The following is a 26,750-nucleotide window of genomic DNA, read 5'->3' as shown; positions in this document are numbered from 1 at the left end:
AACATATGCAGGCAGAGATTCAACATGATACACAAAGCTACGGCGAGTATTACGCCGCCGTAGATTTGGGTTCCAATAGCTTTCACATGGTCATTGTGCATGTCGTCAATGGCAGCGTACAAATTATTGGCAAAGTGAAACAAAAAGTACGGTTAGCGTCGGGCTTAGACGATGATTTGGCCTTAGACGACATCAGTATGGAACGAGGATGGCAATGCCTGCAAACTTTCTCAGAACGCCTGCAAGATATTCCAGCATCCAATATCAAAGTGGTGGCAACAGCCACCCTCAGATTAGCGACCAATGCTCACATTTTCATTCGCAAAGCCGAAGAAATTTTAAAGCACAAGCTCGATGTCATTAGCGGTGAAGAAGAAGCCCGCCAGATATATTTAGGCGTAGCCTACACTTCGGCCAACCAAGGCAATAGCTTGGTCATTGACATTGGTGGTGCCAGCACTGAAATTATTATTGGCAACGACATGCAACCCATCCATTTAAAAAGCTTGGACATGGGTTGCGTTACCTTCATGGAACGCTATTTCGAGAATGGCATGATTGGCGAAGAAAACTTTCGCCGCGCTAAAGCAGCCGCTAAAGCGTTAATTACACCTCAAGCCGATGCCTTTTTATGTTTTGATTGGGAAAACTGCTTAGGTGCATCCGGTACGCCACAAGCCATTACAGAGATTTTAGTCGCACAAGGTATTAGCGATGCTATTCGTCTAGATTACCTTCGTCATCTAGAATTGCAGTGCATTGAGTGCGGGCGAATTGAAAACCTGGACATTGAGGGCCTAGAAGATAACCGCAAAGCGATTTTCCCGTCTGGGCTTGCCATCCTAATTAGTTTGTTTGAATGCCTGAACATTAAGCACATGAACATTTCTGGTGGGGCACTAAGGGAAGGTTTGATTTACGGCATGTTAGACAACGTGCAGGAAAACGACCGTCGCGAACAAACCTTAAACCAAACCATGGCCCGTTATCATATTGATAAGTCCCATGCTCATGCGGTGAAGGGCGTTGCCTTATCTTTATGTCATCAACTGTGCTCACAGCAAGATATTTGTCATTTAGACACGGAAGCCATTTTGAGCGCGGCGGCTATTTTGCACGAAACAGGCTTGCACATTGAATACAAAAAACACCACGAGCACGGTGCCTATATTTTAAGCCATATTGATTTACCTGGCTTTACCCGCTTGCAACGCGCCGCGGTACGAGACCTGGTGTCCTTGCATCGTCTGGTTATAGCGCCGTCACCGTTTTCTCACTATCATGCAGAGTATCAACCTATGCTATTGGGTCTGTTACGTATTTTGAGGATTTCGGTGGTGTTGTGCCTACGCCGCCAAAACAAACATATTCCTAACATTGAACTTGAATGTCATGGCGAAAGTTGGACGCTGCATTTTCCTGAAGGTTGGCTGAAAGCCCACCCACTCATCAATGCAGAGTTAGCCAATGAGATCTGGCTCCAGCATAAAGCTGGCTGGGAGCTCATTTGCGAATAAAAAAAGCCGCAAAACAGGGCGGCTTTTTTATTCGTACTGGCCTAGCGTTGAAGTAGGCGCGCAGCTTGCGGTGCAAAATAGGTTAAAATACCGTCAGCCCCTGCACGTTTAAATGCAAGTAATGATTCTAGGATCACCGCCTCCTCATTTAGCCACCCATTTGCAAAGGCAGCTTGGTGCATAGCGTATTCTCCACTGACCTGATACGCAAAGGTAGGTACTTTAAATTCTGCTTTGCAGCGCCTTACAATGTCCAGATACGGCATACCTGGCTTCACCATCACCATATCTGCCCCTTCTTGAATATCTAAAGCGATTTCATGCAAGGCTTCATCAGAATTTGCAGGGTCCATCTGGTAGGTTTTTTTGTCGCCACCTTTAATATTAGCCGCAGATCCCACCGCGTCTCGAAATGGCCCATAGTAAGAAGACGCATACTTCGCCGAATAAGCCATAATACAGGTGTTGATAAAGCCACCTTGCTCTAAAGCGTGACGAATAGCGCCAATTCGCCCGTCCATCATATCTGAAGGGGCCACGATATCTGCGCCAGCTTGTGCGTGAGATAAGGCTTGTTTCACCAGCACTTCAACGGTTTCGTCATTCATCACATAGCCATTCTCATTGACTAAGCCATCTTGTCCATGAGAGGTAAAGGGGTCGAGGGCGACATCCGACATTAATAAAACATCAGGGAATGCAGATTTCAGTGCGCGTAGCGCCTGTTGTGCTAACCCGTCAGGATTAAAGGCTTCTTTCGCACACTCGCTTTTTTGTGACATGGGCGTAACGGGAAACAAGGCCAATGCTTTAATGCCAAGGTCGTACCACGTCTTCATCTCTTCAAGTAGCAAGTCGATTGACAAACGCTCTACACCTGGCATGGAAGGCACAGCCTCACGCTGCTGGCTGCCAGGTAAAACGAACACGGGGTAAATAAGGTCATCTGTGGTTAAGGCATGTTCAGCCACTAAACTTCTTAGTGCGCCTTGCGCTCGTAAGCGGCGTAGCCTGCGAGCAGGAAATGAAGAGGGGTTCATAAGAGGATCCTAACTGTTATTAATGAGAAACGCGATTTCGGCCTGCGTCTTTTGCCGCATAGAGTTTTTCGTCGGCATCACGGAATAGCGCAAGAGCATGCTCTTCACTTTCAATGACCGCAGTTGCCACGCCGGCGCTTATAGTAAGTGCAATCTGTTGCCCTTCAAAGTCTACTGGCTGCTGCTCCGTGCTTTGCCTAAGTAACTCAGCCACGTGGCATGCTCCTTCACTGTTGGTGTTCGGTAAAATGATAGCGAACTCTTCTCCACCTATACGACAAAGATCATCTGTTGGCCGGTGTAATAATTGTTTAAATAGGGACGAAACATGCATAAGGCAAGCGTCACCTCCTGCATGACCGAATTTATCGTTAACGGTTTTAAAGTGGTCGACATCGATAATGATGAGTGACAAAGGGGTTTGTTCTCGACGGCTACGGCGCCCTTCCGATTTAAGCCGCTTATCGAAATGCCGGCGATTATTAATCCCTGTTAAAGGGTCTACCCCGGTAAGCCTTTCTAGCTCTTCATTCACCTCTGAAAGCTCGCGCAACGTAATTTCTAGCTCTAGGGTACGCTCTTGTACTTTATATTCTAAATCATCTTGATAGCGTTGCTGAACAGCCAGCAAATCTTCCTTGGCATTATTTGCCTGTATTTCTTTGTCCAATGCAAACTGCTGCGCTTCAATAAGGTCATCTCTGCTATGGCTATAACTGATTGCCAAAATAAAGGCTAGCATTAGGGTTTCAACGGCACCGCCAATAATCAGTAAATTGTTCGATGAAAGCGGAATATCAATAAGATTAACGTTGTCTAAGCTGGCTGCCAGGCCGCTGACTAATAAAGATGCCCATGCAATGGTGAAATAACGGGCAATGATTACCCCCTTCACCGACATCCACACCCCTAAACTAATCGTAAAGAGCACGGTTAGACCCAAGGCCACAAGGTACACTTTAATCACCAAGCTATAGGGCACTAAAAAGCTGGCAAGGGCACTGAGTCCAAAAAATAAAGCCAGTGCTTTAATGGCGTTATCTAGCCAAACACTGTGCTCTTTTACTTGCAATATTGTGCGCGTAAATACGGCCGCGAAGAAAATAGTAGCGTTGGCAAATACCACCACAGCTACGCCTTGGAACCAAATGAAATCGTGCCACAAATAGGCATAGCCTATTCCTTGGAGCGACGCCAACGTTAGCCCCAAACTGAAGACGTAACCAGAGTAAAAAAGAAACGCAGGGCGTTTAGTGGTTAAAAAGAGAAATACATTACTTAACCCCATGGCGCAAAGAAACCCGAAAAATAAGCCTAAGGCAAGATTTCGAGACGATGAATATTCTACAAATTCCCGCTCTTCCCACACTCTTAAAGGAAGCCTGATCGTGCCCGAGGTTTTAATACGGATATACACATGCTGGGAAAACTGGCTTACCGGTAAAGGGACTAAAGGGGTGGGATAATGAATGGGGCGACGATCAAATTCTATGGTATCGCCGGCAGTATATCGGCTCGTAGGTAGGGCGCCTAAGTGACTGTAGACAGCCACATCCAACTCATCTAACAAGGGGTAGTCTAACTGTAAAAGAAAGCGACCTTGCGTATGTTGTGTGGGTGAAACAGTCAGCCTAAACCAATGAACATTTTCACTCATGCCCAAGTTTACTGGTGACGTGGTGGGTGTCCAACGACTGTCAGACACGTCGAGAATGGTTGAAAAATCGAGTGACGGCCCCTCTTTACTTCCATTCCCATCTTCCACCAAATAGGCTAACTGTGAGAAACGCTCTTCGGTAACGGCGCTTGGGGAGAGATGAAAGGCCACTAATAAAAAAAGTGATACAGCGACTAGGGTAGTTAAAATTAAGCCCACATCATAACTGCGCACTTTATCTGTGTTTATCAGCATAGACTGCTCAAGACATCAAAGAAAATAATCGACAAGTATTAGCATAACTGCAAATACGCAATTTATCAGGGCTGAGTTGCATCAATTCACTGACTTTTTCGCCGATATGAGGCAAAAAAGCCGGCTCGTTGTTTTTCTTTCGGGGTCTTAACGTTTTGGGAAACAAGTAAGGCGCATCAGTTTCAAGAATAATATTCTCAAGAGGAATATGCGGTATCGCTTGTCGAAGTGCTTCACCACGCTTTTCATCACACGCCCAGCCCGTAATGCCTATGTATAAATCCATAGCCAAATACTCAATTAGCTGTTCGCTGTCTCCAGTGAAACAATGAGCAATACCGCCTGGAATGTGTGATATGAACTTATTTAAACTGTGACGTTGTGCGTCAAAGGCATCTCGCTCATGCAAATACACCGGTAATTGCATAGCCTTAGCAATGGCCAGTTGCGCTTCGAAAACAGCAATTTGCGTCGGCCGGGGAGAAAAATCACGGTTAAAATCTAGACCACATTCCCCGATGGCAACCACACCGGGTTTCGCTGCATGAATTTTTAGCTGGCGGAGGTCTTCCTCGCGCACTACTTTAGCGTAGTGAGGATGAACCCCAATGGTATAGCAGATATGCTGTGGAAAAGCCGAATAAAGCTGCTCTGCTGCCGCCCACTCATTGGGGTGAGTGGTAATCACACATAATTTTTCAACACCGGCGTCCACTGCTCGCGTTACTACTTCGTGGGCATCGAACCTGCGATCCAGCAAGTTCACACCGGCATCAAACCAAGGCATATTATTTAATTCGTTTTACCTTCATTTTTCGTTTTATACCCTCAACTTTAGCGTAAAAAGCGCCGAACATACCACGTTCAACCACCACTTTTTGCCCTTCTTTTAAATTGAGGTCGGTGTCATCCGATTGTTGCCACACAGTACCATTGTCGAAAGTGACAATAAGGCTGCCTCTAACGGTAGACGATAACGCCGCTACGGTTGCTACCATAGACGCTTCTTTTTGTTCGCGTACCCGTTTTTGTTCCATGCCAAACGCGATATCTTCTGTTGCGTTGTTATCCACTGTTGGCTTAGCGGAAGGCGTTGAGGATACAGACGGTTTCGCCGGCGGTGGTGGCATTGTTGCTTCAGGTGCATTGGCAGGCGCTAATTGAGGGCGAGGCACCGCGCTAATGGATTCTTGTCCACCCGCGTATTGGTTAACATTCTTCGCGACCCGATCGTAACAGACCAAACGCTGTAAACTGTTGTCCACGCCTCGGCACTTTTCTAATGCTTGCGTGACGGTTTCTGCCTGAACAGAAAATGCTAACGAAGAGACGATACCTAAAAGTAGCGTGGTTGCGGTTGCCTTCATGTGTTCCCCTTTTTCTTTTTTGTTATTCACTCACATTTTCAACGGATTCATCATCACTTTGTTTTGTCTTACCCGCATATAAACCACCCACAATGACGCCAACTTCAAACAAAAACCACATCGGAATAGCCAGCAAGGTTTGCGAAATAATATCTGGCGGTGTTAGTAGCATGCCTAGAATAAATGCGCCCACCACAACATAAGGGCGTTTTGCTCTTAGTGATTTTGCGTCTGTCACTCCGGTCCAGCACAGTAAGATAATGGCTATGGGAATTTCAAATGACACCCCAAAAGCAAAGAACAATTTCAGCACAAAATTCAAGTAACTTGAAATATCCGTGCTTACCGTTACCCCTTCTGGTGCCACGCTATTAAAAAATGCAAAGGCGATAGGAAAAACAACAAAATACGCGAAGGCCATGCCTGCATAAAAAAGGAGCGTACTAGACAGTAACAAGGGGGCAACCAGCTTTTTCTCGTTGCGATAGAGGCCTGGCGCGACAAAACCCCATACTTGATAGAGTACGTAGGGAATGGCGATAAAAAACGACAGCACCAAGGTTAACTTAAACGGGGCGAAAAACGGAGAGGCTACGTCCGTTGCTATCATGCTGGCATTTTCAGGCAGCGATTCAAGCAATGGTAGCGCCAACAATTGATAAAGATCTTGTGCAAAGTAAGCCAGGCACAAAAACACGACAAGCACACTTAAAAGCGCTTTCAATATTCGACTACGAAGCTCGATTAAGTGAGAAATTAAACTATTAGCGTCAGACATTTACTGTTTTTTATATGGTTCCTGAACGGACTCAGCGGCTTTCTTTAACTCATCAACACTCTGTTCTAACTCAGGCGATAAGTCTTTTAAGCCTTGCTGCTCAGCTTTTTTCAGGTTTTCGTGTAATTCATGTACTCGCAACTGATGCTCTACTTCCTGCTTAAAGCCGGTAGCAACATTACGCACACTTCGAATGGTATTTATGGTAGAACGCATGGCGCCAGGCAAACGCTCTGGCCCTAATACAAGTAGGGCCAGGACACCAATAACCAAAAGCTCCCAAAAACCTATATCAAACATTAGGACTTTTCTTTAACATCGCTCTGGGTTTTCGTGGCCACAGGGTCGGCCGTGTCTTTTTCTTCCACGTGCTTTTTCTGCTCGAAATCTGCGTCTTGTTCGTTTTCGTTAACCGCTTTTTTGAAACCTTTAATAGCGCTACCTAAATCAGACCCCATGCCTTTTAGACGCTTTGTACCAAATAATAAAACAACGATAACCAGTATAATTAGCAATTGCCAAATACTAATACCACCCATAATATTTTTCTCCCTTACTTCAATGCTAACAGTATGCCACCCCCTGACTCAGCTTTCACCTGAATATTTGCACGGCACATTAATCATTGACGTTTGTTACCACAAGTCGCATGCTGATACCTAGCATAAAGGTAAGGTTTTGATAGGTATTTCACCTAAAAAAAGGAGGTTTAAAAAGGATGTTGTGCGTTGCAGTAACGCTTTGCCATTTATTGTCACCATCATCGACCCTTCTCAACTCACAGCCTGTGACCGCGATACAAAGCCCGCAAGATAGTGTCGACGATAGTGCTTGGTTTGATGTGTGGCAGCGCAGTTTTACAGACTCCATCGATTTTACCGTTCGTCAGTTTGACGGCATGTTTTCCCAAGAAAACGGCCCCCATAGAAATAAGCAAGCCAAAGCAGAAGGCCGCATTCAACTCAGTTGGGAACCTCGAAGTCGCGACCTTGCAGAAACCGACCTTCGTTTTCGTATACGGGTGTCGCTTCCCCATCTAGAAGATAGGGTGGATCTATTGCTTAGCGACAATGAAGATGAGACGCAAAGTGACACGCTGAAAGCGGCTCGAAACGATTCACTAGGGCGACGTGATAACACCACCATTGCCCTTCGTTTCCGGCCCGAACAGAATTCGCACTATTCATATCGCATAGGCGCAGGCCGACGTGACCAGCTTTACGTAAAAAGCCGATATCGCGACGCCATGGAGTTCAATGCTCATTGGGCCATGTTGTATGATGCTGAATTGTATTACTACACCCGAGACAGGCTGGGTGCTGAATTGGGCGCGGCGATTCAGCATGTGGCTGAAAATAATAACGTGACTCGATTAAATAATCGCTTTTATTTCAGGGATGACTCCAACGATTGGCTTTGGCGTCACGAGCTTCAACATTTGTATCCTATTGATACTCACAATGCATTGATGTATCGACTAATGGTAGAAGGATTAGATCGCCCGCAATACAAGGTGGAAGAGGTTTACACAGGGCTACGTTGGCGCTCTAACCCGTTACGTGAATGGTTGTACTTTGACGTCGAGCCCTTCGTGTTGTGGCGACGAGATGAAGGCTTTAAGCCTTCATATGGCATGGCGTTTCGCATTGAAGCCTATTACGGTAAAGCGCATTAAAAAAGCCGGCGCTACAAAATAGCGCCGGCTTGCCAATTCAATCAAACTCGACTAGGGGCGCAACGCGCGATCCCCTCGAGCTAGACCACAAACACCAGTGCGAGATGATTCAATGATCTCCGCACACTGCCCCATGGTCGTTGCAAAAGCATCCAGTTTATCGGTAGTACCTGTCAATTCAATGGTGTAGTTATTCGCGTTTACATCCAAAATGGTACCACGGAAAATATCCGCATTTCGCTTTACTTCGGCGCGCACTGATTCTGTCCGTGTCGCCACTTTGATAAGCATCAGTTCACGCTCAATATGGGCACCTTCAGTAAGATCGACCACTTTCAATACATCAACAAGCTTATTCACTTGTTTTGTGATCTGCTCAATCACTTTGTCGTCGCCATGGGTGATGATGGTTAAACGAGATAAACTTTCATCGTCGGTCGGTGCCACACATAAAGAGTCGACGTTGTAACCCCGTTGTGAAAATACACCTACGATTCGAGATAGTGCGCCAGGGGCGTTTTCCATTAATACAGAAATAATGCGTTTCATCAGGTTCGCTCCGTCTTGCTTAAGCGCATGTCGTCCATTGCGCCATACTTAATTTGCATTGGGTATACGTGTTCGTTTTGGTCGATAGCAATGTCCATAAACACGAGGCGATCTGTGTAACTGAAACATTTCTCCATTGCTGCGTCGAGGTCGTCTAATTTATCTACTTTGATGCCAACATGGCCGTAAGCTTCCGCTAACTTCACAAAGTCTGGCATTGAATCCATATATGAATGAGAGTGACGCCCCTTATAAATCATATCTTGCCACTGACGAACCATACCCAAAGCACGGTTATTCAATGAAATGATTTTAATCGGCAAGTTGTACTGTAAACAGGTAGACAGTTCCTGAATATTCATTTGAATACTGCCATCACCCGTCACAACCACTGAAGTGGCGTTAGGATGAGCAAACTGCACCCCCATTGCCGCCGGTAAACCAAAGCCCATGGTGCCTAAGCCACCTGAGTTTATCCACTGACGCGGCTTATCGTACTGATAATAAAGTGCCGCAAACATTTGGTGCTGGCCTACATCTGAACTTACGTAAGCTTTACCGTCAGTGTGCTTATACAAAGCTTCAATGACTTTCTGCGGCTTAATAACCTCATCACCTTGCTCGTAATTAAGACACTGTCGCCCGCGCCACTGCTCTATTTGCTGCCACCAATCGGCCAATTTCGCTTCTTGGTTGGATAAGTCTTTATTCACCATATGTTCATGAATTTGATCAAGCACTTTATCTACCGAGCCAACGACAGGAATATGCGCATTGACGGTTTTTGAGATAGATGCGGGGTCAATATCAACATGAATAATGTCTGCATGAGGACAAAACTTGTCTACGTTGTTCGTTACCCTGTCATCAAAACGCGCACCTAGGGCAATAATGCAATCGGCATTATGCATGGTCTTATTCGCTTCTAACGTGCCATGCATCCCTAACATACCCACAAATTGTTTGTGAGTGCCAGGCATCGCACCTAAGCCCATTAAGGTACAGGTTACTGGGGCGTGCAACTTCTCAGCTAATTCAATCACTCGTGAAGAGGCTTCAGACGCAACCGCGCCGCCGCCAACGTATAACACTGGTCGTTCAGCTTTAAGTAACGCTTCAACCGCTTTCTTCACCTGTTTCGGATGACCCTTTTCGGTTGGGTTATAAGAACGCATTGTTACGTCTGTAGGGAACACATAAGGGTGTTCATCTGCAACGTTGACTAAATCTTTGGGCAAATCCACAACCACAGGGCCGGGGCGACCTGTATTTGCAATGTAATAAGCTTTTGCAATGGCTTCTGGAATATCTACCGCACGCTTAACCAAGAAACTATGCTTAACGATGGGACGGGAACAGCCCACCATATCGGTTTCCTGAAAGGCATCTTCACCGATATGCATAGAGGGTACTTGCCCTGATAACACCACCATAGGGATAGAGTCCATATAGGCGGTTGCAATTCCGGTAATGGTATTGGTTGCACCTGGGCCTGACGTGACAAGTACTGTGCCGGTTTTGCCTGTTGAACGTGCATAACCATCCGCCATGTGAGCGGCTGCCTGTTCATGACGTACGAGGACGTGTTTGACATCATCTTGCGCAAATAACGCATCATAAATGTCCAGAACGGCACCACCTGGGTAACCGAACACGTGTGTCACTCCTACATCTTTTAGCGCTTCTACCACCATGGCTGCGCCCGACATCATTTTCACAGTACTTTCTCCTGTAATGGTTTAACGGGTTGTTAGCGTACGTTGACGATGACCGGACTATAACGAAGGATGTAGGAAGATAAAACAGCAAATTGCACAAAAGTGAGATATATATCCCAATATTCGGGATAATTAGGATAAATATTTCGCAAGGGGGAATAAATAGGCTGTATTTAGGATGGCTATTTACATTTAGTTAACAGCTATTCTGTATCGAGTTCGATATCAATGTCACTGTTATCCCCTATATCCTCGTCCTCGTCAACTTCTTCCGTCATTGAACGTTTAGAACCGTAAATACTGGCGGCTTTGGGGCGGTTTATTCGTGCTTGATACTTAAGCCATGCTTTTTCCTGAGGCGTCTGTGGCGGCCTATGACCAAGCGCTGATTCTAGGTACTGCTGCTCTTCATCGGTTTGCGGCGTTAATTTACCGTCCACCAGAGCGGCAAAGAGAGAACCATGAGACTGTAGCAGCTTGCTCTCCGAGATAGAAAAGTCACCAGAGCGACCAAAACCATAAGGGTAATGTTTTTTATCTGAAAAAGGACGTTTAGTCAGTTGCTCTCTCGATAGCTCTGCCATATCTACCTCTAACGCTGCTCGAATGACGTTTTATTTATGCTACTTTTAGCCATGCTTTAAAGACGAAACATATCGCATATCTGGCCAGTTAATTATTTAATAGTAGGGATATAAACGGCTGTCAAACTCATTCGGGCGAGGTGAGAAAACTTAATAAAACTGTAAAGAGGAAGCGCGCAACCGCTTGCCATTTTCGGCAAATTCAACGATTGCGTCAGTTGGGTATATGTACTGGCTTTATGCTTTTTTCTGTTTCGGCACCCAAGCCCAAATCATTTCGCATATAACGGGTTCTATACCCTGTGCATCGGTGACTTTCACGGCTACCGACACTTCACCTTTATCTTGTGTTTGCATGAGTGATATTTGCTCGTCAGTCAAATGCGCTACCGCATGCATATCCCCTTGTGCTCGCTTTACATATTTTAGATTCATTTCTTTAATAAGGGGCAACTTATCACCGGGTAGGTTGACGCCAACCACAAAGCCCGTAGAAGATTCGGCGAGAAGCGCCATACCTGCAGCGTGTACACTACCAATGTGATTTTGTACTTTTTTATAATTCTTTTGACGAAAGGTGACCGATTTCAAGTCTGTTTCTAAAATATCAATGCTGACGGTACCCGTGAGTTTCACTTTATAGCGGAACATCCATGTGAGCATTTTTTGACGAAGCCAATCAGGATAGGTATTGGCTTTTTTAGCGAAGGCGCGAAGCGGATTAGGTGCAGACATGGTTCTCTCTCTGTATTACTGACTTCTGGTTAGACCAGTTAACATAAAGGTAACGTTTCACCCTTGCAACTGGATTTTTCTTTTTCCATAAAAAAAGCAGCGCTAAGCGCTGCTTTTTGTCCTTGCTGATAAACCTATTTACTTAAACTGCATGTCGAAACCAACGAAGTAGAAGCGACCTCGAGGACTTGCTGGATAAGCGAAGTTAGTGATGAATGGTTGTTCATCAGTAATATTTTTGATACCGCCATACATTTTCAAGTTTTCTTTCACCATGTATGAGAAGTTAATATCGTGCTGCCAGAACTCATCCATCATGGCAGTATCATCAAAGTCACCTCGTTCGTATTCCTCAACTTCGACACCCGCTAGAAGTTGCTCGTCCATGTACTGCGTCTGCCAGCCTACCTGAAGTTCTTCCCACTTCCACGTTAGATTGATGTTACCTGCCCACTCAGGACGGTTCACTTCACCTAATTCAGGGTTAACTTCGGTAAGATCATTCGGATTAGTGTACTGATCAATCTCATTGACTTTAGTACCAGACACTTTCGTATAGAAAGTATGCGCACCAACTTCAAAATCGTAACCTACGCTGAAATCGACACCCGATGTTTCAAGACGAGCGAAGTTAACCTGTGTAGAGCGTAAGAAGTTCAAGCCACCAAATTGCGGTGATGACGCATCTGTATTACGGGTAAACAGTGAACAGAAGTTTTCATTCAATGATTCGCCTACATAGCAACCATTGACAATGTCATCAGAACTTACTGCGCTAATGGCGTCATCAATTTCGATACTCCAATAATCCGCCGTGACTGAGAAACCTTCTAACCAACTCGAGTTATAAACGAAGCCAGCGGTAATGGTGTCGGCGGTTTCTTCTTGCAACTCAGCATTCCCCCCAGTTACACCAGGGAATGCCGCTGATAGTGGGTCGGTATAAACGTATTCACCGCTATCATCGAATGGGTTGTAACCGATAGACTGCAAGTCGGCCACACAGTTAGCTTGCAACTGGTTAGCCGCGGCTTCATCGTTGCTTCGAATACCCGCGATAACGCTGGCGTTACAAGGATCTGTTGGACGGAAAGTGGCACCCACTTCAGGACCAAATAATTCACTGATATTAGGCGCACGAATGGCTTGAGACTTTGATAAACGCACCATTAAATCTTCATGAGGTGAGTACATGAGGTTTGCACGCCATGTCGTGGTATCACCAACCGTAGAATAATCAGAGTAACGTGCAGCTAAATCTAAGGTTAACTCTTCAATTAAGGTTTCGCCTTGAATAAGCGGAACAGATACTTCCAAGAATACTTCGCTTACGTCAAAGTCACCGGTTTCATTCGCCGTTCTAATTGATGGCTGGAAGACCAACGAGTTGTTGGTTGAGTAGTCTGATACCTGCGTGCCTGCGGTATACTGAGATCCCTCTGGTATAACACCTAAGCGCCACGCATCAAAGGTCGCTTCTGATTCTTCTTTACGGTATTCGCCACCTAGCGCGAAATAAAGAGGGCCATAGGGCAATTCGAAGTATTCACTTGAATCACCGGCAATCGACGCGCTAATAACTAACTGTTCGATAGTCGTTTGACTATGACTGTCTTCCGTTACCCAATCCACGGCTTCTTGAGTAATGCCAGTGGAACCCGCCCATATATTGAGTGGTACACAGCTGCCATCACCCGGCGTGAACGAGAAATACCCTGGGTCATAGGATGGAATGTTAAATGCTGTAGTAACTTGTGGGGTATCTGCATCCAAGTTTACACGACAGTTCGCTTCGCCTGTTGAGGGGTCGGTCACTGCATCAATAGCAGAGAAGAAGCGGTCAACAATAATTAAGTTTTCTGTTCCGTTTTGTTCGTACTCAAACTTACCGTAGTTAACCGATACATTGTATTCCCAGTCGTTTTCGAAGAAACCTTCAAGACCGATAACACCACGTAGCGTTCTACGCTCGTTTTCCGTTTTACCTTGGCCAATACCAATAGGGTCTACAGTAATAGCCACACCGCCAAGTTCACTGGCCAATGGTTGAATAAACTCAGGTAGGTATGGGTTATCAGGGGCGCCGAAAAGCAAATCCCAATATGACGTAGGCTGACTTTCGTTTTCAGTACCTTGAACAACGTATTTCAATTCACCAAATACCGTCATACTGTCACTAAGGTCGTAATGGCCTAGTAAATTAACAGCAATTTTGTCATTTGGCGTGATGAGGTAGCCTCGCTCTTGCTGAATAGTGTTGTATGAATCACCACCAAACCCTTCGAAGTTCCCCGACACTAAACCATCTTGAACTGGGCGATAACTGCCGTCTTCTGTCACATTCCAACAACCACCCAATACACCAAACGAGGCAGCACCGAACACACTGTTATAGCCAGAAAATGAATCAAGACAATCTGGGGTTCCATTGCCATCTAAATCGATGTTAGTAGATGGATCGAAACCAGCAAAGCTATATGGATTACCCGGTACGATATAGCCGTAACCAGAAGTAAAAGGGAAAGTCCGATACGGTAATACAGCCCGTGGCGCAGAGGTTGCTGCGCGGTCAAACAAGGCTAATTCAGCATCAGTCAAATTAGGCGCACTACCAAATGTGTCAGTATAGTTTTGAGTGAAGGCTTCAAGGCTTGGAATGCTTAAACCGAAATTAAACAAGCCTGTGTTATCGTAGTTATAGTACTCAGCAAGGTTAGGTGTACTACTACCAATATCACCTTGTTGGAAACGAAGCGCTGGGTTTGTCCAGTCACCACCAGAGCCAATAAGAAGGCCGTTATCGCGCTCGCTTACCCGTACACCTTCGTCACGCTGGAACTCAACATTGATAGCAAAGTTACCTTTATCGTCGTCAAAGTTAGTCCCATACAGTGCTGAGATACTTAACTGTTCGCCGTCGCCTTCGGAAGAAATGCCGGTATTAACGTCGACTTCGAAGCCTTCGTAGTCATCTCGCAAAATGAAGTTAACAACCCCTGTTACCGCATCAGCACCGTATACGGCTGATGCACCACCGGTAAGCACTTCTACCGATTTGATTAACTTAACGGGGATTGAACCTACATCCACGGCAGCAGAACCTGCAGATCCACCTACATGACGTCGTCCATTAACCAAGGTTAGGGTACGGTTTGCACCCAAACCACGTAAGTTTAGAATGTTTGCACCATCGGAAAAACTGGCTGAGTCAATTGAGCTCTCAGCCGTGGTAGATGAAAACAGAGCCGGGATATCATTAATAACATCAGTGACGGAGAATTCACCAGATAGCTGAATATCTTCTTCAGAGATAGCTTGAACAGGCGACGGCGAAGCAAGGTTGGGATCACGGGCAATACGCGACCCTGTGACAACCACCTTTTCTACATCTTCTTCTTTTATTTCGGCCTCTTCCTGTGCCTGCACTACGCTTGCATTTAATGACAACGCAGATGCGACGGCACAAGCTAGCGCCGTAACGTGGTAACGCTTTGATGAATCAAAAGCCATGTGTGTTTCTCCGACTGGATTTTTATTTATTTTTGTTTACTACAGTGATTGTTTTTATTGTGTAGTGACGGCTAAAGGTGAATAAAGGATTCCTCTGCCGTAGTTTTACTTTGTTTTACTAGCTTGGTTTAGCAAACACCGTGCCCATGTAAATACCCTGTCAACTTTGTCAGTTGCGAAAAAGGGGGCGAATTATGCATAAGTATTTATAAAAATCCATTTAATATGCGATTTTAGTGAGCTTTCAACATTTGAATGCTCAAAAATAGGGCAATTTTGGTGTCAAAACAGAGAATTATCGAGGTTTGCACCAAAATCAAGCGCATTGCGCACCATGAAATGCCGAAAATGCACGACGAATGGTGAATAACCATTCACATACTTTCAGGAAAGGGTGATTTTTTAGGGACTTAGCCTTTACAGCCCCCGTCTACTTATTCTTTAGTATAAATTTGCAAATAATGAAGGAAATTTCGTCAAAACACGCGATCCGCATTGAATTCCCCTTTATAAGCGCACGGGACTTCACTAACGGCTCCCGCGCCACAGAGGGTTCGCGTGAACATATCTCATCATTTAGATTTAATATTCGATGTGTGAAAATTTGGAGCGGGAAACGAGATTCGCTAACTGGCCGACACTCGGTCGCGGCACCACTAAGGGTCGCATAGATACAACTACATTATTTTGGATTTTCTTGATGTGTGAAAATTTGGAGCGGGAAACGAGATTCGCTAACTGGCCGACACTCGGTCGCGGCACCACTAAGGGGTCGCATAGATACAACTACATTATTTTGGATTTTCTTGATGTGTGAAAATTTGGAGCGGGAAACGAGATTCGAACTCGCGACCCCGACCTTGGCAAGGTCGTGCTCTACCAACTGAGCTATTCCCGCATAGAGTCGATGCTGTGCATCTTTAAAGGCAATCTAGAGTTTAGATTGGAAATTTAAAGCGGGAAACGAGATTCGCCAACTGGCCGACACTCGGTCGCGGGCCCACAAGGGGGCGCGCTTTTCACGCTCACTGAAAGTAACATTTACTATCAGCTTTAAAATTTGGAGCGGGAAACGAGATTCGAACTCGCGACCCCGACCTTGGCAAGGTCGTGCTCTACCAACTGAGCTATTCCCGCAACAAAATGGGCACTTCGTTTGAAGTGGTGCGCATTTTACAAAAATATTTCAGTAACGCAACCATTAATTCTGTTTTTTTCGCACCCATTGAAGCGAACGATTAAATCGTAAACACTTTTTCGCGATAATACTGCATTTCCGCGATGGATTCGCGAATATCGTCTAAGGCAAGGTGCACGCCCTTTTTCTCAAACCCATCGAGAATTTCTGGTTTCCAACGCCGGGCCAGTTCTTTAATCGTACTTACATCAATACTACGGTAATGAAAGTAGGCTTCTAATTCTGGCATGTATTTCACCATGAAGCGTCTATCTTGACCTATCGTATTACCACACAGGGGTGATTTACCTGCATCAACCCACTGCGCTAAGAAAGCAATCGTTTGAGCAGCCGCCTCTTGTTCGCTCACAGTACTTTCACGACAACGGGCAGTTAAGCCCGTTTCTCCATGTACCCGCGTACACCATTCATCCATATTGTCTAACACACTGTCCGGCTGATGCACCGCAATAACAGGCCCCTCGGCAAGAATATTTAACTGTGCATCCGTCACAATTGTGGCAATTTCCATTACCACACAGGTTTCAGGATCAAGCCCTGTCATTTCCATGTCTATCCAGACTAAGTTGCTATCATGTTTGCTCATATCATTCCTCATCGCACTTCAGACATGGCAACCATGCCTGACAAACGGTATTATTGGCATAGTATACGTGAAACTAGAAAAGAATCGTGGCGAAAAAACCAAAACTCACACAAAGACAGAAACGCCAAGTGGCCGCTAACCGAAGTAAACGCCTGCAAGGTAAACACGGCGGGCAAGATGGTCAGCAACAAGCCCATGTTGATGAAAGTCAATTGGTTAAAGGCACCGTTATCGGGCGGTTTGGAAAACATGCCGATGTAGAGGATAGCCACGGCAATGTGTCTCGATGTCATATAAGACGCACGGTGGATTCGGTGGTCTGTGGCGACAACGTGTTGTTTAGCAAAGGCGATGACGCAGAGTCCGGTGTAAAAGGGGTCATCGAGATAGTTAATGATAGGCACTCGGTACTCACCCGACCCGATTTCTACGATGGCATAAAGCCCATTGCGGCCAATATCGATAATATTATTGTGGTTAGTGCAATTTTACCCTCGCTTTCAACCAATATCATCGACCGCTATCTTGTGGCCTGTGAAGATATTGGCATTACGCCTGTTATTGTACTCAACAAAGTTGAATTGCTGGATGACGACGCTCGCACCCTAGTGGATAAGCAACTCGAAGTTTATCGTCAATTAGGTTATCGCTTACTCTTTACAAGTTGTAAAACCGGTGAAGGTATTCAAGCTTTAAACGACCTGCTTAAAGACAGCGTCAGCGTATTTGTGGGCCAATCTGGTGTAGGTAAGTCTAGCCTTATTAACCAGGTGCTGCCTGATGCAGATGAGTTAACCGGGGAAATTTCAGATAATTCTGGCTTAGGTCAACATACCACCACTGCGGCTAAGCTATTGCATCTGCCAGCAGGCGGCGATCTTATCGATTCACCGGGCGTACGTGAATTCGGCTTATGGCATATTCCCACCGAGCGCATCACTTGGGGGTTTATTGAATTTCGCGATTATTTGGGTGGCTGCAAGTTTAGAGACTGCAAGCATTTGAACGACCCTGGTTGTTTATTAAGAGCAGCCGTTGAAGAAGGCAAAATTAACGCCGAGCGGTTTGCCAGCTATCACAAAATATTGGTCACAATGGATGAACAGCGCCCTAGTCATAGTCAGCCTCCTGGCGGTTAGTCACCTCTTCTACCCTGTGTAATTATCATTTTTATGCTTGTTGAACACCCCGTCATTGGCGTCCAACAAGCACAACTTTTATTTATTTCCTTATACCAAGTTGGTTGCATACATAATCTTAAAGTTACTTGTGAACATACAACTTAAGGTACAATTAACTGGTTAACATGATTGGAGCGTTTTTGTGCTGGACTGGCTTAAAGTAAATCTACAATACATTACCCCTAAACATTTGTTGTCTCGCCTTGTCGGCAAGTTGGCAGCGGCAGAGTTGGGCGGCTTTACCACATTCATTATCAAACTTTTTATTAAGCAATATAATGTCAATATGGATGAGGCGCTGCACTCAGATCCTGGTTATTACCGCAGTTTTAATGCCTTTTTTACTCGGCCATTAAAACCCGAAGCGCGCACGATTGACGAAAACCCTTCCGCGCTCATTCACGCCGTAGACGGCGCTGTGAGTCAATTTGGCGATATTCGTGATGACAGTATTTTTCAAGCGAAGGGGCATGACTATAGCCTCACCAGTCTATTAGGTGGTAAACCTGACATCGCCCAGCCGTTTAAAGACGGAACATTCGCTACGGTTTACTTAGCGCCTCGAGATTATCACCGTATTCACATGCCTATTGATGGCACGCTTACCGACATGATTTACGTGCCGGGTGAGCTTTTTTCTGTCAACCCACTAACGGCACAAAATATTCCTGGCCTGTTTGCCCGTAATGAGCGCGTTGTGGCTATTTTCGATACCCCAGTAGGTAAAATGGCGATGGTTCTGGTTGGAGCAACCATAGTAGCGAGCATAGAAACCGTTTGGGCAGGAACCGTGACGCCACCAGCAGGCAAAAATGTTCAACATTGGCAATATGACAAAGACAGCGAAGCCAGCGTGAAATTGAAAAAAGGCGATGAATTGGGCCGTTTCAAACTTGGCTCGACCATTGTAGCCTGCTTCGAAAACCAAGCCATTGATTTTGAGCCATTAGCGCCAGGACAAGTAACACGATTGGGTGAACCCATGGCCTATGTTGCTGGAAGCAAAGAGCTTTCTAGCTAGTTTATGGATGCTGTAAAAAAAAGCCTTATCTCTCTTCATTTAACGATTGTCCTTTTAGGTGGTACGGCGCTCTTTTCACGTGTAGTACCACTTAGCGCTAGCGATATCACGTTAATGCGGTCAGTATTTGCGTGTATCGCCCTGTTTATTTTTTTGGCAATATCAAAACAAGGTTTACGTTTAGCCAATAAACGCGACTATATTATTGCGATAGGGCTTGGGGTGCTGATGGCACTTCACTGGGTGTCTTACTTCGCCGCCATGCAGTACTCTAGCGTATCTGTTGGCATGATTGCTTTGTTTACTTTCCCCGTTATTACTGTGCTTATCGAGCCCTTTTTCGAAAAAACGCGGTTGGTATGGCAAGACATTGCGTCTACGTTAACCGTCATTGCAGGGGTGTATTTCATTGTTCCGGAAACGTCTCTTGATAACGATATAACCCTTGGGGTGCTAATCGGTATTGCTTCCGCCGTCACCTATGCGTTTCGAAACCTTATCCATAGAAAGTACTTTAAGCAGTATAGTGGCGCTAAAGCCATGGCATGGCAGACCCTTGTTATTGCCTTTTTCTTACTTCCCACTGGGGGCGAGGACATCGTTTCAGCACCGCTGAGTGCATGGTTACTCTTATTGCTATTAGGTACCGTATTTACCGCCCTTCCTCACGCGCTCATCGCCGCGAGCCTGCGCCACTTGCGGGCAAAAACATTCTCTCTCGTTGCCTGTATGCAACCGTTTTACGGGGTGGTGCTTGCCGTGTTGCTCCTTGATGAAAATCCTACATGGCATACACTGGTAGGTGGCCTACTCATTACATCTGCCTCAGTGTATGAAACACTCAATACCCATAAGCTGCACAGCAACAATCAGGATGATAAGGGCGACTAAATGTTAGTTTTTGCTCACAGAGGTGCCAGCGCAACTGCACCCGAAAATACCCTTTTAGCCTTTAATCTTGCCTTCGAACAGGGCGCTCAAGGCATAGAGTTCGACACCTATCAACATGCTGGCGGCATTGTGGTTTTTCACGATAAAACCTTGTCTCGCACAACAAATGGTACTGGGGCATTGCTAGACACGCCTTTTGACCACTTGCGCTTACTTGATGCCGGCCAAGGGCAAAAAATTCCCACGTTAACGGAAACCTTAGCAACGCTTCCCCGCGACCGCTGGTGTAATATTGAAATTAAACACCTAGATAACGTGACAAAGTGGGTTCGCGAGGTAAAACAGGCTTTAACTGCACAAGGCATTAACCCTCAGCGCTTATTGATCTCTTCATTTAATCATCATTGGTTAAAGGCTATCAGTGCACAATGGCCAGAAGTGAAAATAGGCGCGCTGACGGCAAGTTATGAGCTGTTACCCTTCACTAGCGCGAAAATACTGCGCGCATATTCTGTGAATATCGCCTTGGATATTGCTAATCGCGAGTTCGTTGATGCGGCTTTAGAAGCGGGCTTTAAGGTGTTTGTGTATACCGTGGATAATGACGAAGACATGAAAATGCTGAAGGCATGGGGTGTTACCGGCATATTTACGAATGTACCGCAACGCGCTAGCCAAATATTAGCAAGCAATCAATGAGTGAAATTTCATGTTTCGCCGGCGGCCTTTAGCCGTTGAGTTGAAGCGACACCTGCTCATTTTGCATGTATCTGTTTGCGCTGAATTTATTTCGCTTGCGTTGACAAATGCGTAGAAAAAACACTGTCTTTACAGCACTTGCACTGACGACATAAACGCATATTAATCCAATGTCCGGCCACAATCAGCAATGCCCCAACGGCAATAGTGAAGGGTTCGTACGCCTCGCCAAACATATTTTTATTCCAGTAGATGGCTCCACCAGAAAACAACAGGAGAAGAGGATACCATTTGCCATGAAAACGGGTTGCGCCACTAATGAGGGCAACCGCGCCGATGATAAGCGAGATAGTCAGAATGGTGCGTTCAAACCATAGTTGCGCAAAAAATGATGAGCCAATTAATGGCAGCAGAGGCACTACCACGGGTAACGCTAAACAATGCAACGCACATAGCCCAGACACCCAAATGCCAAGCCTGTCTAATTTTGTTGGATTATCGTTTACCGGATTTATTGCCATTACTTTATATCACCTCACTATAGAGACGTTATAATATAACAGATACAGCAAAATTGAAATTTTTCTTCGCTAAATATTTAGTATGAGTTATAGCCAAAATGCATCGGCTCTACGAGCATACCACCGCGACGCACCGCGCTAATTATTCTTTGGCATGTTGAGCCATCGCGACATGGCGAAGGGGCTGATGAGGTTTTAAGTGTTCTGTTATGGAAACCAATTGTAGCCCTTCATCGCTCAAATGAGGTAACGCCTCGGCAAGGAACGCTAACGTTTCAGGGTATGGATGGGCAATGACCACCACGCTTCCTCGTTTTTTTGCTAGCGTTTTTGTACGTTCAAACTGCTGCGTTAAAAATGAGGGTGTACGCTGATGATCTAAAAAAACGTGGCGACTAACACTAGGCACCCCAAGCGCCTGAGCGACTTCTTCACCTCGGGTGTAGACGCTAGTGCGACTATCTACAAAGAATAACCCTTGGCGCTTTATTTCTTCCATGATTGTCATCATGGCATCTTTTTCACCGGTAAAGGCACTCCCCATGTGATTATTCACACCTACCGCATAAGGCACGCTTTTTAGCGCACGGCGAAGTGTATGAGTAATAGCGGCAGGATACATGTCGGTAGTTAATCCCAAGGGCCCCATTTTCTTACCATTGGACGCTTGCATGGGCATATGTAACATAACGTTACGCCCTTCTGCATGGGCGCGCTCTGCAATAGTCGAGGCTAGCGGCGTTTGCGGCAAAATAGCGAAGGTTACCTCCGTAGGGAGGGAAAAGGCGGCTATATCGGTGGGACGATAACCAAGATCATCAAGAATAATGATGATTTCCGGTTTGTTATTTTCAATTTTCGCATTGACGTTGCCTGCCAGCATAAGTAAGCAACACACTAATAGACGCCACTGCATCTTCACTGTCCATTCTTTGTGATTATTATTTTTTATACGCGCACATTGTCAGTGTAGTACCGTTACCGTATTACACTGAAATGACTTTCTTTAAAGCGGGGTTAAGCATATCAACCTGATGGCAATCTACAAGTCATTACCTTCTAAATTTGGCTGCGCTTTTTTCCAAGCCATTTTATTTCGGACACGCCAACAGAGTGGCAAGCACATTGTAGTGTAAAGCTTGCGTAAAGACCTTCAGTAGCGCTCAAATTTTCAGCGCTTAGCCGATACTATTGATGTCGAAACTTCACTTAGTGTTAAAGGGTACATTATGATTTCATCAGTCAATAGCGGCGCTATGCCTCCCCCGCCACCTCGTAGCGAAGGTGCAACGTTAACCGACGATCAAACCGATACGGTAAATAGCATTTTATCCTCTTACGATGCGGACAATTTAACTGAGAGTGACGCTCAAGAAATTGCTGAACAGTTAAAAGAAGCAGGGATAAACCCAAGTAAGTCGTTAAGTTCAGTCATGAATGAGGCAGGCTTTGATAGCAAAAATATTGCTGAGTTGGCAGGGCTTGGAAAACCACCCCCGCCACCACCATCAGATCAAACTGCGCAGAATCTTCCTGATACGGCGACGTTCTCTGTAACAGCGTAAGGCGCGAATAAAACGCAATTAGTTAAACCAAGCGGTGGGATTTAACGCCTTGCCTTTATGGCGAATTTCAAAATATAAGTTTGGCGACGCCTGCCCACCGCTGCGCCCCACTAGGGCGAGATTTTCACCGCGTCGAACATCGTCACCCGCTTGCTTTAGCAAGGCTTGGTTATGACCATATACACTCATATATCCTTCACCATGATCTACAATGGCAACTAACCCAAACCCTCGTAGCCAATCGGCATAGAGTACTTTACCAGAAGCAATGCTTTTCACTGCATCTCCTTCTTCTCCGTCGATAATAATCCCTTTCCAACGGACTTGCCCTTGCCTACGATTGCCAAACAATTTACGTACCCTTCCCTCCACGGGTGCTGACAACTTGCCTTTTAACTTGGCCAAACCATCTAAGGATATCTGGGCAGCTTCTGCCGCGCGCTGGGCGGCTATTCTTGCTGCTTCAATCGCCTCCCTTAAGGCTTTTTCGTCTTCCTGCAGCGCCGCTATTCGCTCACTTTCACTCGCAATGGTTTGATTAAGCTTAGCAAGGGTCTTTTTACGGTCGTTTTGGCGAGTGAGTAATACCGCTCGTTGGTTTTTCTGCTCATCGAGTAACGCAAGCAAAGAGGCCGCTTTTTCAGCTAATGAGACAGTCACGGTTTCAAGGCGCGCAACATTGTCTTTAAATTTAGTAATTTCAGATTGGCGTGCTTTAGCGAGATATTGATAATAAGTGATTACCCGCTCGAAGGTTTTCGCATCTTCTTGGTAGAACATCATTTTTGCGTAATCATAATGCCCTGCCATGAATGCGCTTTTCAATTGGCTAGACAATAAAGATTGCTGTTGGCGAATGGCGGCTTTTAGCGAGCTTTGTTCTTGCTGTAGACTTTGTTGCTCCGCTTGCAGCTGACGTAAATTGTCATTGGTTTGCGTTAGTTTTTTAGCCACTTTTGCAATGTCTAGTTCAGAAGCTTTAAGCACATCAGCCAGCTCTTTTGCGCTGGCTTTGCTATTGTCGAGCACCTGTTGACGAGCACGAAGTTCAGCTTGCAGTTCTGCGAGCTTTTCTTGCTCATTGTCTTGACCAAACACTTGGCCGCTTATCAACGCAAGCGCAATAATGCATAGGGTTTTACCTACATTATACGCGCGCTCAAATTCATTCATTAAAGAAAAAGCCTTAAACCAAAATATAAAGAAGAAGTACGCGCTATCAGTGTATCCGAGGGAGGTAGCAAATCCCAGTGCAATTTATTCGTAATATCAAGCATCTAAAATATTCTCTCAGCGAGGAAGGGGCATCAAGAAATAGCAGGCTGGTTTCTCGCCAGTTTTTCTATATACTTTGCACTCTTTTTTGGTCTATAGACAAGGTTTGAGGTAATGGATCAGGTAATCGAGTTTGCCGGAAATAATATTGTACTCGCCGGCGTGTGGGTTGCGCTTGTGGCTATGTTGATATTCAGTTATGTATCTTCACTCACCTCTTCAATCAAAGAGGTAAGCACACACGACGCCACGTTAATGATAAATAAAGAAGATGCTGTGGTGTTAGATATTCGTGCACAGAAAGAGTTTAAAGCTGGGCATATTCTTGGCGCAAGGCAGATAAAACCCGAAGCATTAAGAGAGAAAAATTTTAATACGCTTGAAAACAGTAAAGATAAACCCATTATCGTAGTATGCGCGATGGGAAATCAGGCGCGTGGAACAGCGAACGCTATGTCTAAAGCTGGCTTTTCAAAAGTTAGCGTACTTAAAGGCGGCATGAACGCTTGGCAAAGTGCCAGTCTACCAATATCAAAGTAATAGGTGAACTTCATGAGCAAAGTCGAATTATACACAAAGGGCCACTGTCCCTATTGTCATCGCGCAAAAGCACTTTTAAATGAGAAAGGTGTGGAGTTCCAAGAGTACCCTATTGATGTTCAGCCTGAGCTACGCGATACCATGATAGAAAGGGCGAATGGCGGTTGGACAGTTCCGCAAATTTTCATCAATGACGAACACGTTGGTGGCTGCGACGATTTAATGGCTTTAGAAGCACAAAACAAACTAAACCCAATGCTAGGTTTAGCGTAACGCGTCAGCGCATGTAGCAACGCACTAGATTAAATAAAACGACAAATAAATAGGAAATACCATGGCTGACGAAAATCAGACAACCGACAACCAAGCCGCAGGTGAACAAGCTCAAGCGCCTCAATTTAATATTCAGCGCATTTTCACAAAAGATATTTCTTTTGAATCTCCAAATGCCCCTGCCATTTTCACGAAAGAATGGAAGCCTGAGATAAAGCTAGATATTGACACTAGCACCAACAAGCTCGATGAAAGTGTTTTTGAGGTTGTGCTTTCCGTGACGGTAACAGCATCACTAGGTGAAGAAACCGCGTTCTTATGTGAAGTACAGCAAGCCGGTATTTTTGCCATTGGCGAAATGCCAGATCAGAATAAAGCGCATATGTTGGGTTCATATTGTCCAAACCTCCTGTTCCCTTATGCGCGTGAAACCATTTCTAACTTGGTTAACCGAGGCACATTCCCTCCACTTAACCTAGCGCCAGTAAACTTTGATGCTATCTTTGCTGCATACATGCAAAAGCGTGTGCAAGAAGCACAAGGCGATGCGCCTAAAATGGACGCCTAATTAGGTGACCAGGAAGCACGTGGATATGAAGTCGAATTCGGTTTCAGTATTGGGGGCGGGGTCGTATGGCACCGCCCTTGCTTTTTGTCTTGCCAGAAATGGCAACCCCACACTATTGTGGGGCCGGGATGAAAAGCACATAGCACAAATGGCCACCCACCGCGAAAACACTCGGTATTTGCCTGGTGCACGATTCCCAGATAGCTTGGAACTCAACGCAAATCTAGACGATGTTGTTGCGGCCAGCCAAGACATTCTCGTTGTGGTACCCAGCCATGCCTTTGGCGCTATGCTAAAAAGCCTAAAGCCTTTGCTAAAGCCACACCATCGAATTATTTGGGCAACCAAGGGGCTGGAACCTAAAACGGGCCGTTTATTGCGCGATGTAGCAGAAGAAACACTGGGTACAGATTATCCTCTGGCCGTATTGTCAGGCCCCACTTTTGCCAAAGAAATGGTCGCCGGCTTGCCTACCGCTATTTCATTATCGTCTACTGATGATACCTTGAGTGACGAGTTTGCAGCAAAACTCCATTGCGCGAAGTCATTCCGTGTGTACAAAAACTCTGATTTCACTGGCGTGCAATTAGGTGGAGCGGTGAAAAACGTGATTGCCATTGGTGCAGGATTAGCTGATGGACTAGGTTTTGGCGCTAACGCCAGAACTGCACTCATCACCCGCGGTTTGGCAGAACTGACTCGCTTAGGCGTAAAGCTTGGCGCTAACCCTGAAACCTTTATGGGTATGGCAGGGCTAGGCGATCTCGTACTCACCTGTACCGACAATCAGTCTCGTAATCGACGTTTTGGTTTGGCATTAGGCCAAGGCAAAAGCGTCGATGTCGCCATTGAAGAAATTGGACAGGTAGTTGAAGGGTACCGTAATACAGAAGAAGTTCATGTACTGTCACAAAAAGTGGGGGTTGAAATGCCTATCTGTGAGCAAATTTACGCTGTGCTATATCATGGAAAATCGCCAAAAGAAGCGGCTTTAGCGCTGTTAGGCCGAGATCTAAAACAAGAAGCGTAACCTACGCTTCTTGTTTC

Annotated in this window: 27 protein-coding genes and 2 tRNA genes; 11 read left to right on the top strand and 18 right to left on the bottom strand. The window is 45.6% G+C overall.

The genetic code is table 11. The features are described from left to right. Nucleotides 1-5: 5 nt before the first annotated feature. Complete coding sequence (locus EP13_RS02495) at nucleotides 6-1,517, top strand: Ppx/GppA phosphatase family protein (protein WP_052364251.1); 1,512 nt, start codon at nucleotides 6-8, stop codon at nucleotides 1,515-1,517. 41 nt (nucleotides 1,518-1,558) lie between these two features. Here the strand turns inward: EP13_RS02495 and hemB are convergent, their stop codons facing one another. From hemB to tatA, 7 genes are read right to left on the bottom strand one after another with little or no spacing between them, the layout of a single operon-like run. Next, on the bottom strand, nucleotides 1,559-2,557 hold the full coding sequence (gene hemB, locus EP13_RS02490; RefSeq protein ID WP_044055840.1) for a porphobilinogen synthase: 999 nt from the start codon (nucleotides 2,555-2,557) through the stop codon (nucleotides 1,559-1,561). 19 nt (nucleotides 2,558-2,576) lie between these two features. Then, the gene (locus EP13_RS02485; RefSeq protein ID WP_044055838.1) at nucleotides 2,577-4,469 is read right to left on the bottom strand and encodes a sensor domain-containing diguanylate cyclase; all 1,893 of its coding nucleotides are present in this window, start codon (nucleotides 4,467-4,469) and stop codon (nucleotides 2,577-2,579) included. Between the two features lie 7 nt (nucleotides 4,470-4,476). Continuing rightward, entirely contained in the window at nucleotides 4,477-5,256 is a 780-nt protein-coding gene (locus EP13_RS02480) for a TatD family hydrolase (protein WP_044055837.1), read from the bottom strand. Between the two features lies 1 nt (nucleotide 5,257). Beyond that, nucleotides 5,258-5,836, bottom strand: a complete 579-nt coding sequence (locus EP13_RS02475) for a hypothetical protein (protein ID WP_044058682.1) — start codon at nucleotides 5,834-5,836, stop codon at nucleotides 5,258-5,260. 22 nt (nucleotides 5,837-5,858) lie between these two features. Beyond that, nucleotides 5,859-6,614 carry a twin-arginine translocase subunit TatC gene (tatC, locus tag EP13_RS02470; protein WP_044055836.1) on the bottom strand — a complete coding sequence of 252 codons (756 nt, stop codon included), beginning with the start codon at nucleotides 6,612-6,614 and terminating at the stop codon, nucleotides 5,859-5,861. Continuing rightward, on the bottom strand, nucleotides 6,615-6,914 hold the full coding sequence (gene tatB, locus EP13_RS02465) for a Sec-independent protein translocase protein TatB (protein ID WP_044055834.1): 300 nt from the start codon (nucleotides 6,912-6,914) through the stop codon (nucleotides 6,615-6,617). Next, a complete protein-coding gene (gene tatA, locus EP13_RS02460) occupies nucleotides 6,914-7,153 on the bottom strand; it encodes a Sec-independent protein translocase subunit TatA (RefSeq protein WP_044055832.1) in 240 nt (79 codons plus the stop codon). The genes tatB and tatA overlap by 1 nt, the downstream gene beginning before the upstream one ends. A 179-nt stretch (nucleotides 7,154-7,332) precedes the next feature. On the opposite strand from tatA, the gene EP13_RS02455 reads away from it, so the two are divergent. Beyond that, nucleotides 7,333-8,289, top strand: a complete 957-nt coding sequence (locus EP13_RS02455; RefSeq protein ID WP_044055831.1) for a hypothetical protein — start codon at nucleotides 7,333-7,335, stop codon at nucleotides 8,287-8,289. Nucleotides 8,290-8,340: 51 nt separating this feature from the next. On the opposite strand, the gene ilvN is transcribed toward EP13_RS02455, so the two are convergent. The 8 genes from ilvN to orn all read right to left on the bottom strand — a co-directional run bounded on the left by ilvN (nucleotide 8,341) and on the right by orn (nucleotide 17,169). Then, nucleotides 8,341-8,838, bottom strand: a complete 498-nt coding sequence (ilvN, locus tag EP13_RS02450) for an acetolactate synthase small subunit (RefSeq protein ID WP_044055830.1) — start codon at nucleotides 8,836-8,838, stop codon at nucleotides 8,341-8,343. Then, nucleotides 8,838-10,556: an acetolactate synthase 3 large subunit gene (locus EP13_RS02445; RefSeq protein ID WP_044055829.1), complete on the bottom strand. Its 1,719-nt coding sequence runs from the start codon at nucleotides 10,554-10,556 to the stop codon at nucleotides 8,838-8,840. Before EP13_RS02445 ends, ilvN begins: the two co-directional genes overlap by 1 nt. 203 nt (nucleotides 10,557-10,759) lie before the next feature. Then, nucleotides 10,760-11,140, bottom strand: coding sequence for a DUF413 domain-containing protein (gene maoP, locus EP13_RS02440; protein WP_044055828.1), 381 nt, complete (start codon nucleotides 11,138-11,140; stop codon nucleotides 10,760-10,762). Between the two features lie 237 nt (nucleotides 11,141-11,377). Beyond that, nucleotides 11,378-11,875 (bottom strand): DUF4442 domain-containing protein, encoded by a 498-nt coding sequence (locus tag EP13_RS02435; RefSeq protein WP_044055827.1) that lies wholly within the window; start codon nucleotides 11,873-11,875, stop codon nucleotides 11,378-11,380. A gap of 138 nt (nucleotides 11,876-12,013) precedes the next feature. Beyond that, the gene (locus EP13_RS02430) at nucleotides 12,014-15,385 is read right to left on the bottom strand and encodes a TonB-dependent receptor domain-containing protein (RefSeq protein ID WP_044055826.1); all 3,372 of its coding nucleotides are present in this window, start codon (nucleotides 15,383-15,385) and stop codon (nucleotides 12,014-12,016) included. 822 nt (nucleotides 15,386-16,207) lie between these two features. Beyond that, nucleotides 16,208-16,283 (bottom strand) — tRNA-Gly (locus EP13_RS02425). 163 nt (nucleotides 16,284-16,446) lie between these two features. Next, nucleotides 16,447-16,522: transfer RNA gene (locus tag EP13_RS02420), tRNA-Gly, on the bottom strand. Between the two features lie 101 nt (nucleotides 16,523-16,623). After that, nucleotides 16,624-17,169, bottom strand: coding sequence for an oligoribonuclease (gene orn, locus EP13_RS02415; protein ID WP_044055824.1), 546 nt, complete (start codon nucleotides 17,167-17,169; stop codon nucleotides 16,624-16,626). A gap of 86 nt (nucleotides 17,170-17,255) precedes the next feature. On the opposite strand from orn, the gene rsgA reads away from it, so the two are divergent. The 4 genes from rsgA (at nucleotide 17,256) to EP13_RS02395 (ending at nucleotide 20,961) form a co-directional block, all read left to right on the top strand. After that, nucleotides 17,256-18,308 carry a small ribosomal subunit biogenesis GTPase RsgA gene (gene rsgA / locus EP13_RS02410; protein ID WP_044055823.1) on the top strand — a complete coding sequence of 351 codons (1,053 nt, stop codon included), beginning with the start codon at nucleotides 17,256-17,258 and terminating at the stop codon, nucleotides 18,306-18,308. Between the two features lie 184 nt (nucleotides 18,309-18,492). Then, nucleotides 18,493-19,371: an archaetidylserine decarboxylase gene (gene asd, locus EP13_RS02405; RefSeq protein ID WP_044055822.1), complete on the top strand. Its 879-nt coding sequence runs from the start codon at nucleotides 18,493-18,495 to the stop codon at nucleotides 19,369-19,371. Between the two features lie 3 nt (nucleotides 19,372-19,374). Beyond that, entirely contained in the window at nucleotides 19,375-20,262 is an 888-nt protein-coding gene (locus tag EP13_RS02400) for a DMT family transporter (protein WP_044055821.1), read from the top strand. Further along, complete coding sequence (locus EP13_RS02395; RefSeq protein ID WP_044055820.1) at nucleotides 20,263-20,961, top strand: glycerophosphodiester phosphodiesterase; 699 nt, start codon at nucleotides 20,263-20,265, stop codon at nucleotides 20,959-20,961. It begins immediately after the preceding gene. 86 nt (nucleotides 20,962-21,047) lie between these two features. On the opposite strand, the gene EP13_RS02390 is transcribed toward EP13_RS02395, so the two are convergent. Further along, nucleotides 21,048-21,482 carry a MerC domain-containing protein gene (locus EP13_RS02390; RefSeq protein WP_044055819.1) on the bottom strand — a complete coding sequence of 145 codons (435 nt, stop codon included), beginning with the start codon at nucleotides 21,480-21,482 and terminating at the stop codon, nucleotides 21,048-21,050. Between the two features lie 142 nt (nucleotides 21,483-21,624). Continuing rightward, on the bottom strand, nucleotides 21,625-22,398 hold the full coding sequence (locus EP13_RS02385) for a divergent polysaccharide deacetylase family protein (RefSeq protein ID WP_052364249.1): 774 nt from the start codon (nucleotides 22,396-22,398) through the stop codon (nucleotides 21,625-21,627). A gap of 313 nt (nucleotides 22,399-22,711) precedes the next feature. On the opposite strand from EP13_RS02385, the gene EP13_RS02380 reads away from it, so the two are divergent. Next, nucleotides 22,712-23,047, top strand: coding sequence for a hypothetical protein (locus tag EP13_RS02380; protein ID WP_052364248.1), 336 nt, complete (start codon nucleotides 22,712-22,714; stop codon nucleotides 23,045-23,047). Between the two features lie 18 nt (nucleotides 23,048-23,065). On the opposite strand, the gene EP13_RS02375 is transcribed toward EP13_RS02380, so the two are convergent. Further along, a complete protein-coding gene (locus EP13_RS02375; protein ID WP_081869418.1) occupies nucleotides 23,066-24,220 on the bottom strand; it encodes a murein hydrolase activator EnvC family protein in 1,155 nt (384 codons plus the stop codon). A 216-nt stretch (nucleotides 24,221-24,436) separates the two neighbouring features. On the opposite strand from EP13_RS02375, the gene EP13_RS02370 reads away from it, so the two are divergent. From EP13_RS02370 to gpsA, 4 genes are all read left to right on the top strand, one after another. Beyond that, entirely contained in the window at nucleotides 24,437-24,862 is a 426-nt protein-coding gene (locus EP13_RS02370) for a rhodanese-like domain-containing protein (RefSeq protein WP_044055818.1), read from the top strand. A gap of 12 nt (nucleotides 24,863-24,874) precedes the next feature. Beyond that, nucleotides 24,875-25,135 carry a glutaredoxin 3 gene (grxC, locus tag EP13_RS02365; protein ID WP_044055817.1) on the top strand — a complete coding sequence of 87 codons (261 nt, stop codon included), beginning with the start codon at nucleotides 24,875-24,877 and terminating at the stop codon, nucleotides 25,133-25,135. A 61-nt stretch (nucleotides 25,136-25,196) separates the two neighbouring features. After that, complete coding sequence (secB, locus tag EP13_RS02360; protein ID WP_044055816.1) at nucleotides 25,197-25,703, top strand: protein-export chaperone SecB; 507 nt, start codon at nucleotides 25,197-25,199, stop codon at nucleotides 25,701-25,703. A gap of 25 nt (nucleotides 25,704-25,728) precedes the next feature. Next, complete coding sequence (gene gpsA, locus EP13_RS02355) at nucleotides 25,729-26,733, top strand: NAD(P)H-dependent glycerol-3-phosphate dehydrogenase (protein WP_044055815.1); 1,005 nt, start codon at nucleotides 25,729-25,731, stop codon at nucleotides 26,731-26,733. The last annotated feature ends 17 nt before the right edge of the window (nucleotides 26,734-26,750 follow it).

The sequence above is a fragment of the Alteromonas australica genome, assembly GCF_000730385.1.
In the GTDB taxonomy this organism is placed as follows: domain Bacteria; phylum Pseudomonadota; class Gammaproteobacteria; order Enterobacterales; family Alteromonadaceae; genus Alteromonas; species Alteromonas australica.
Note: the sequence above shows the minus strand (reverse complement) of the source record. Positions and strands in the feature narration are given on the sequence as shown.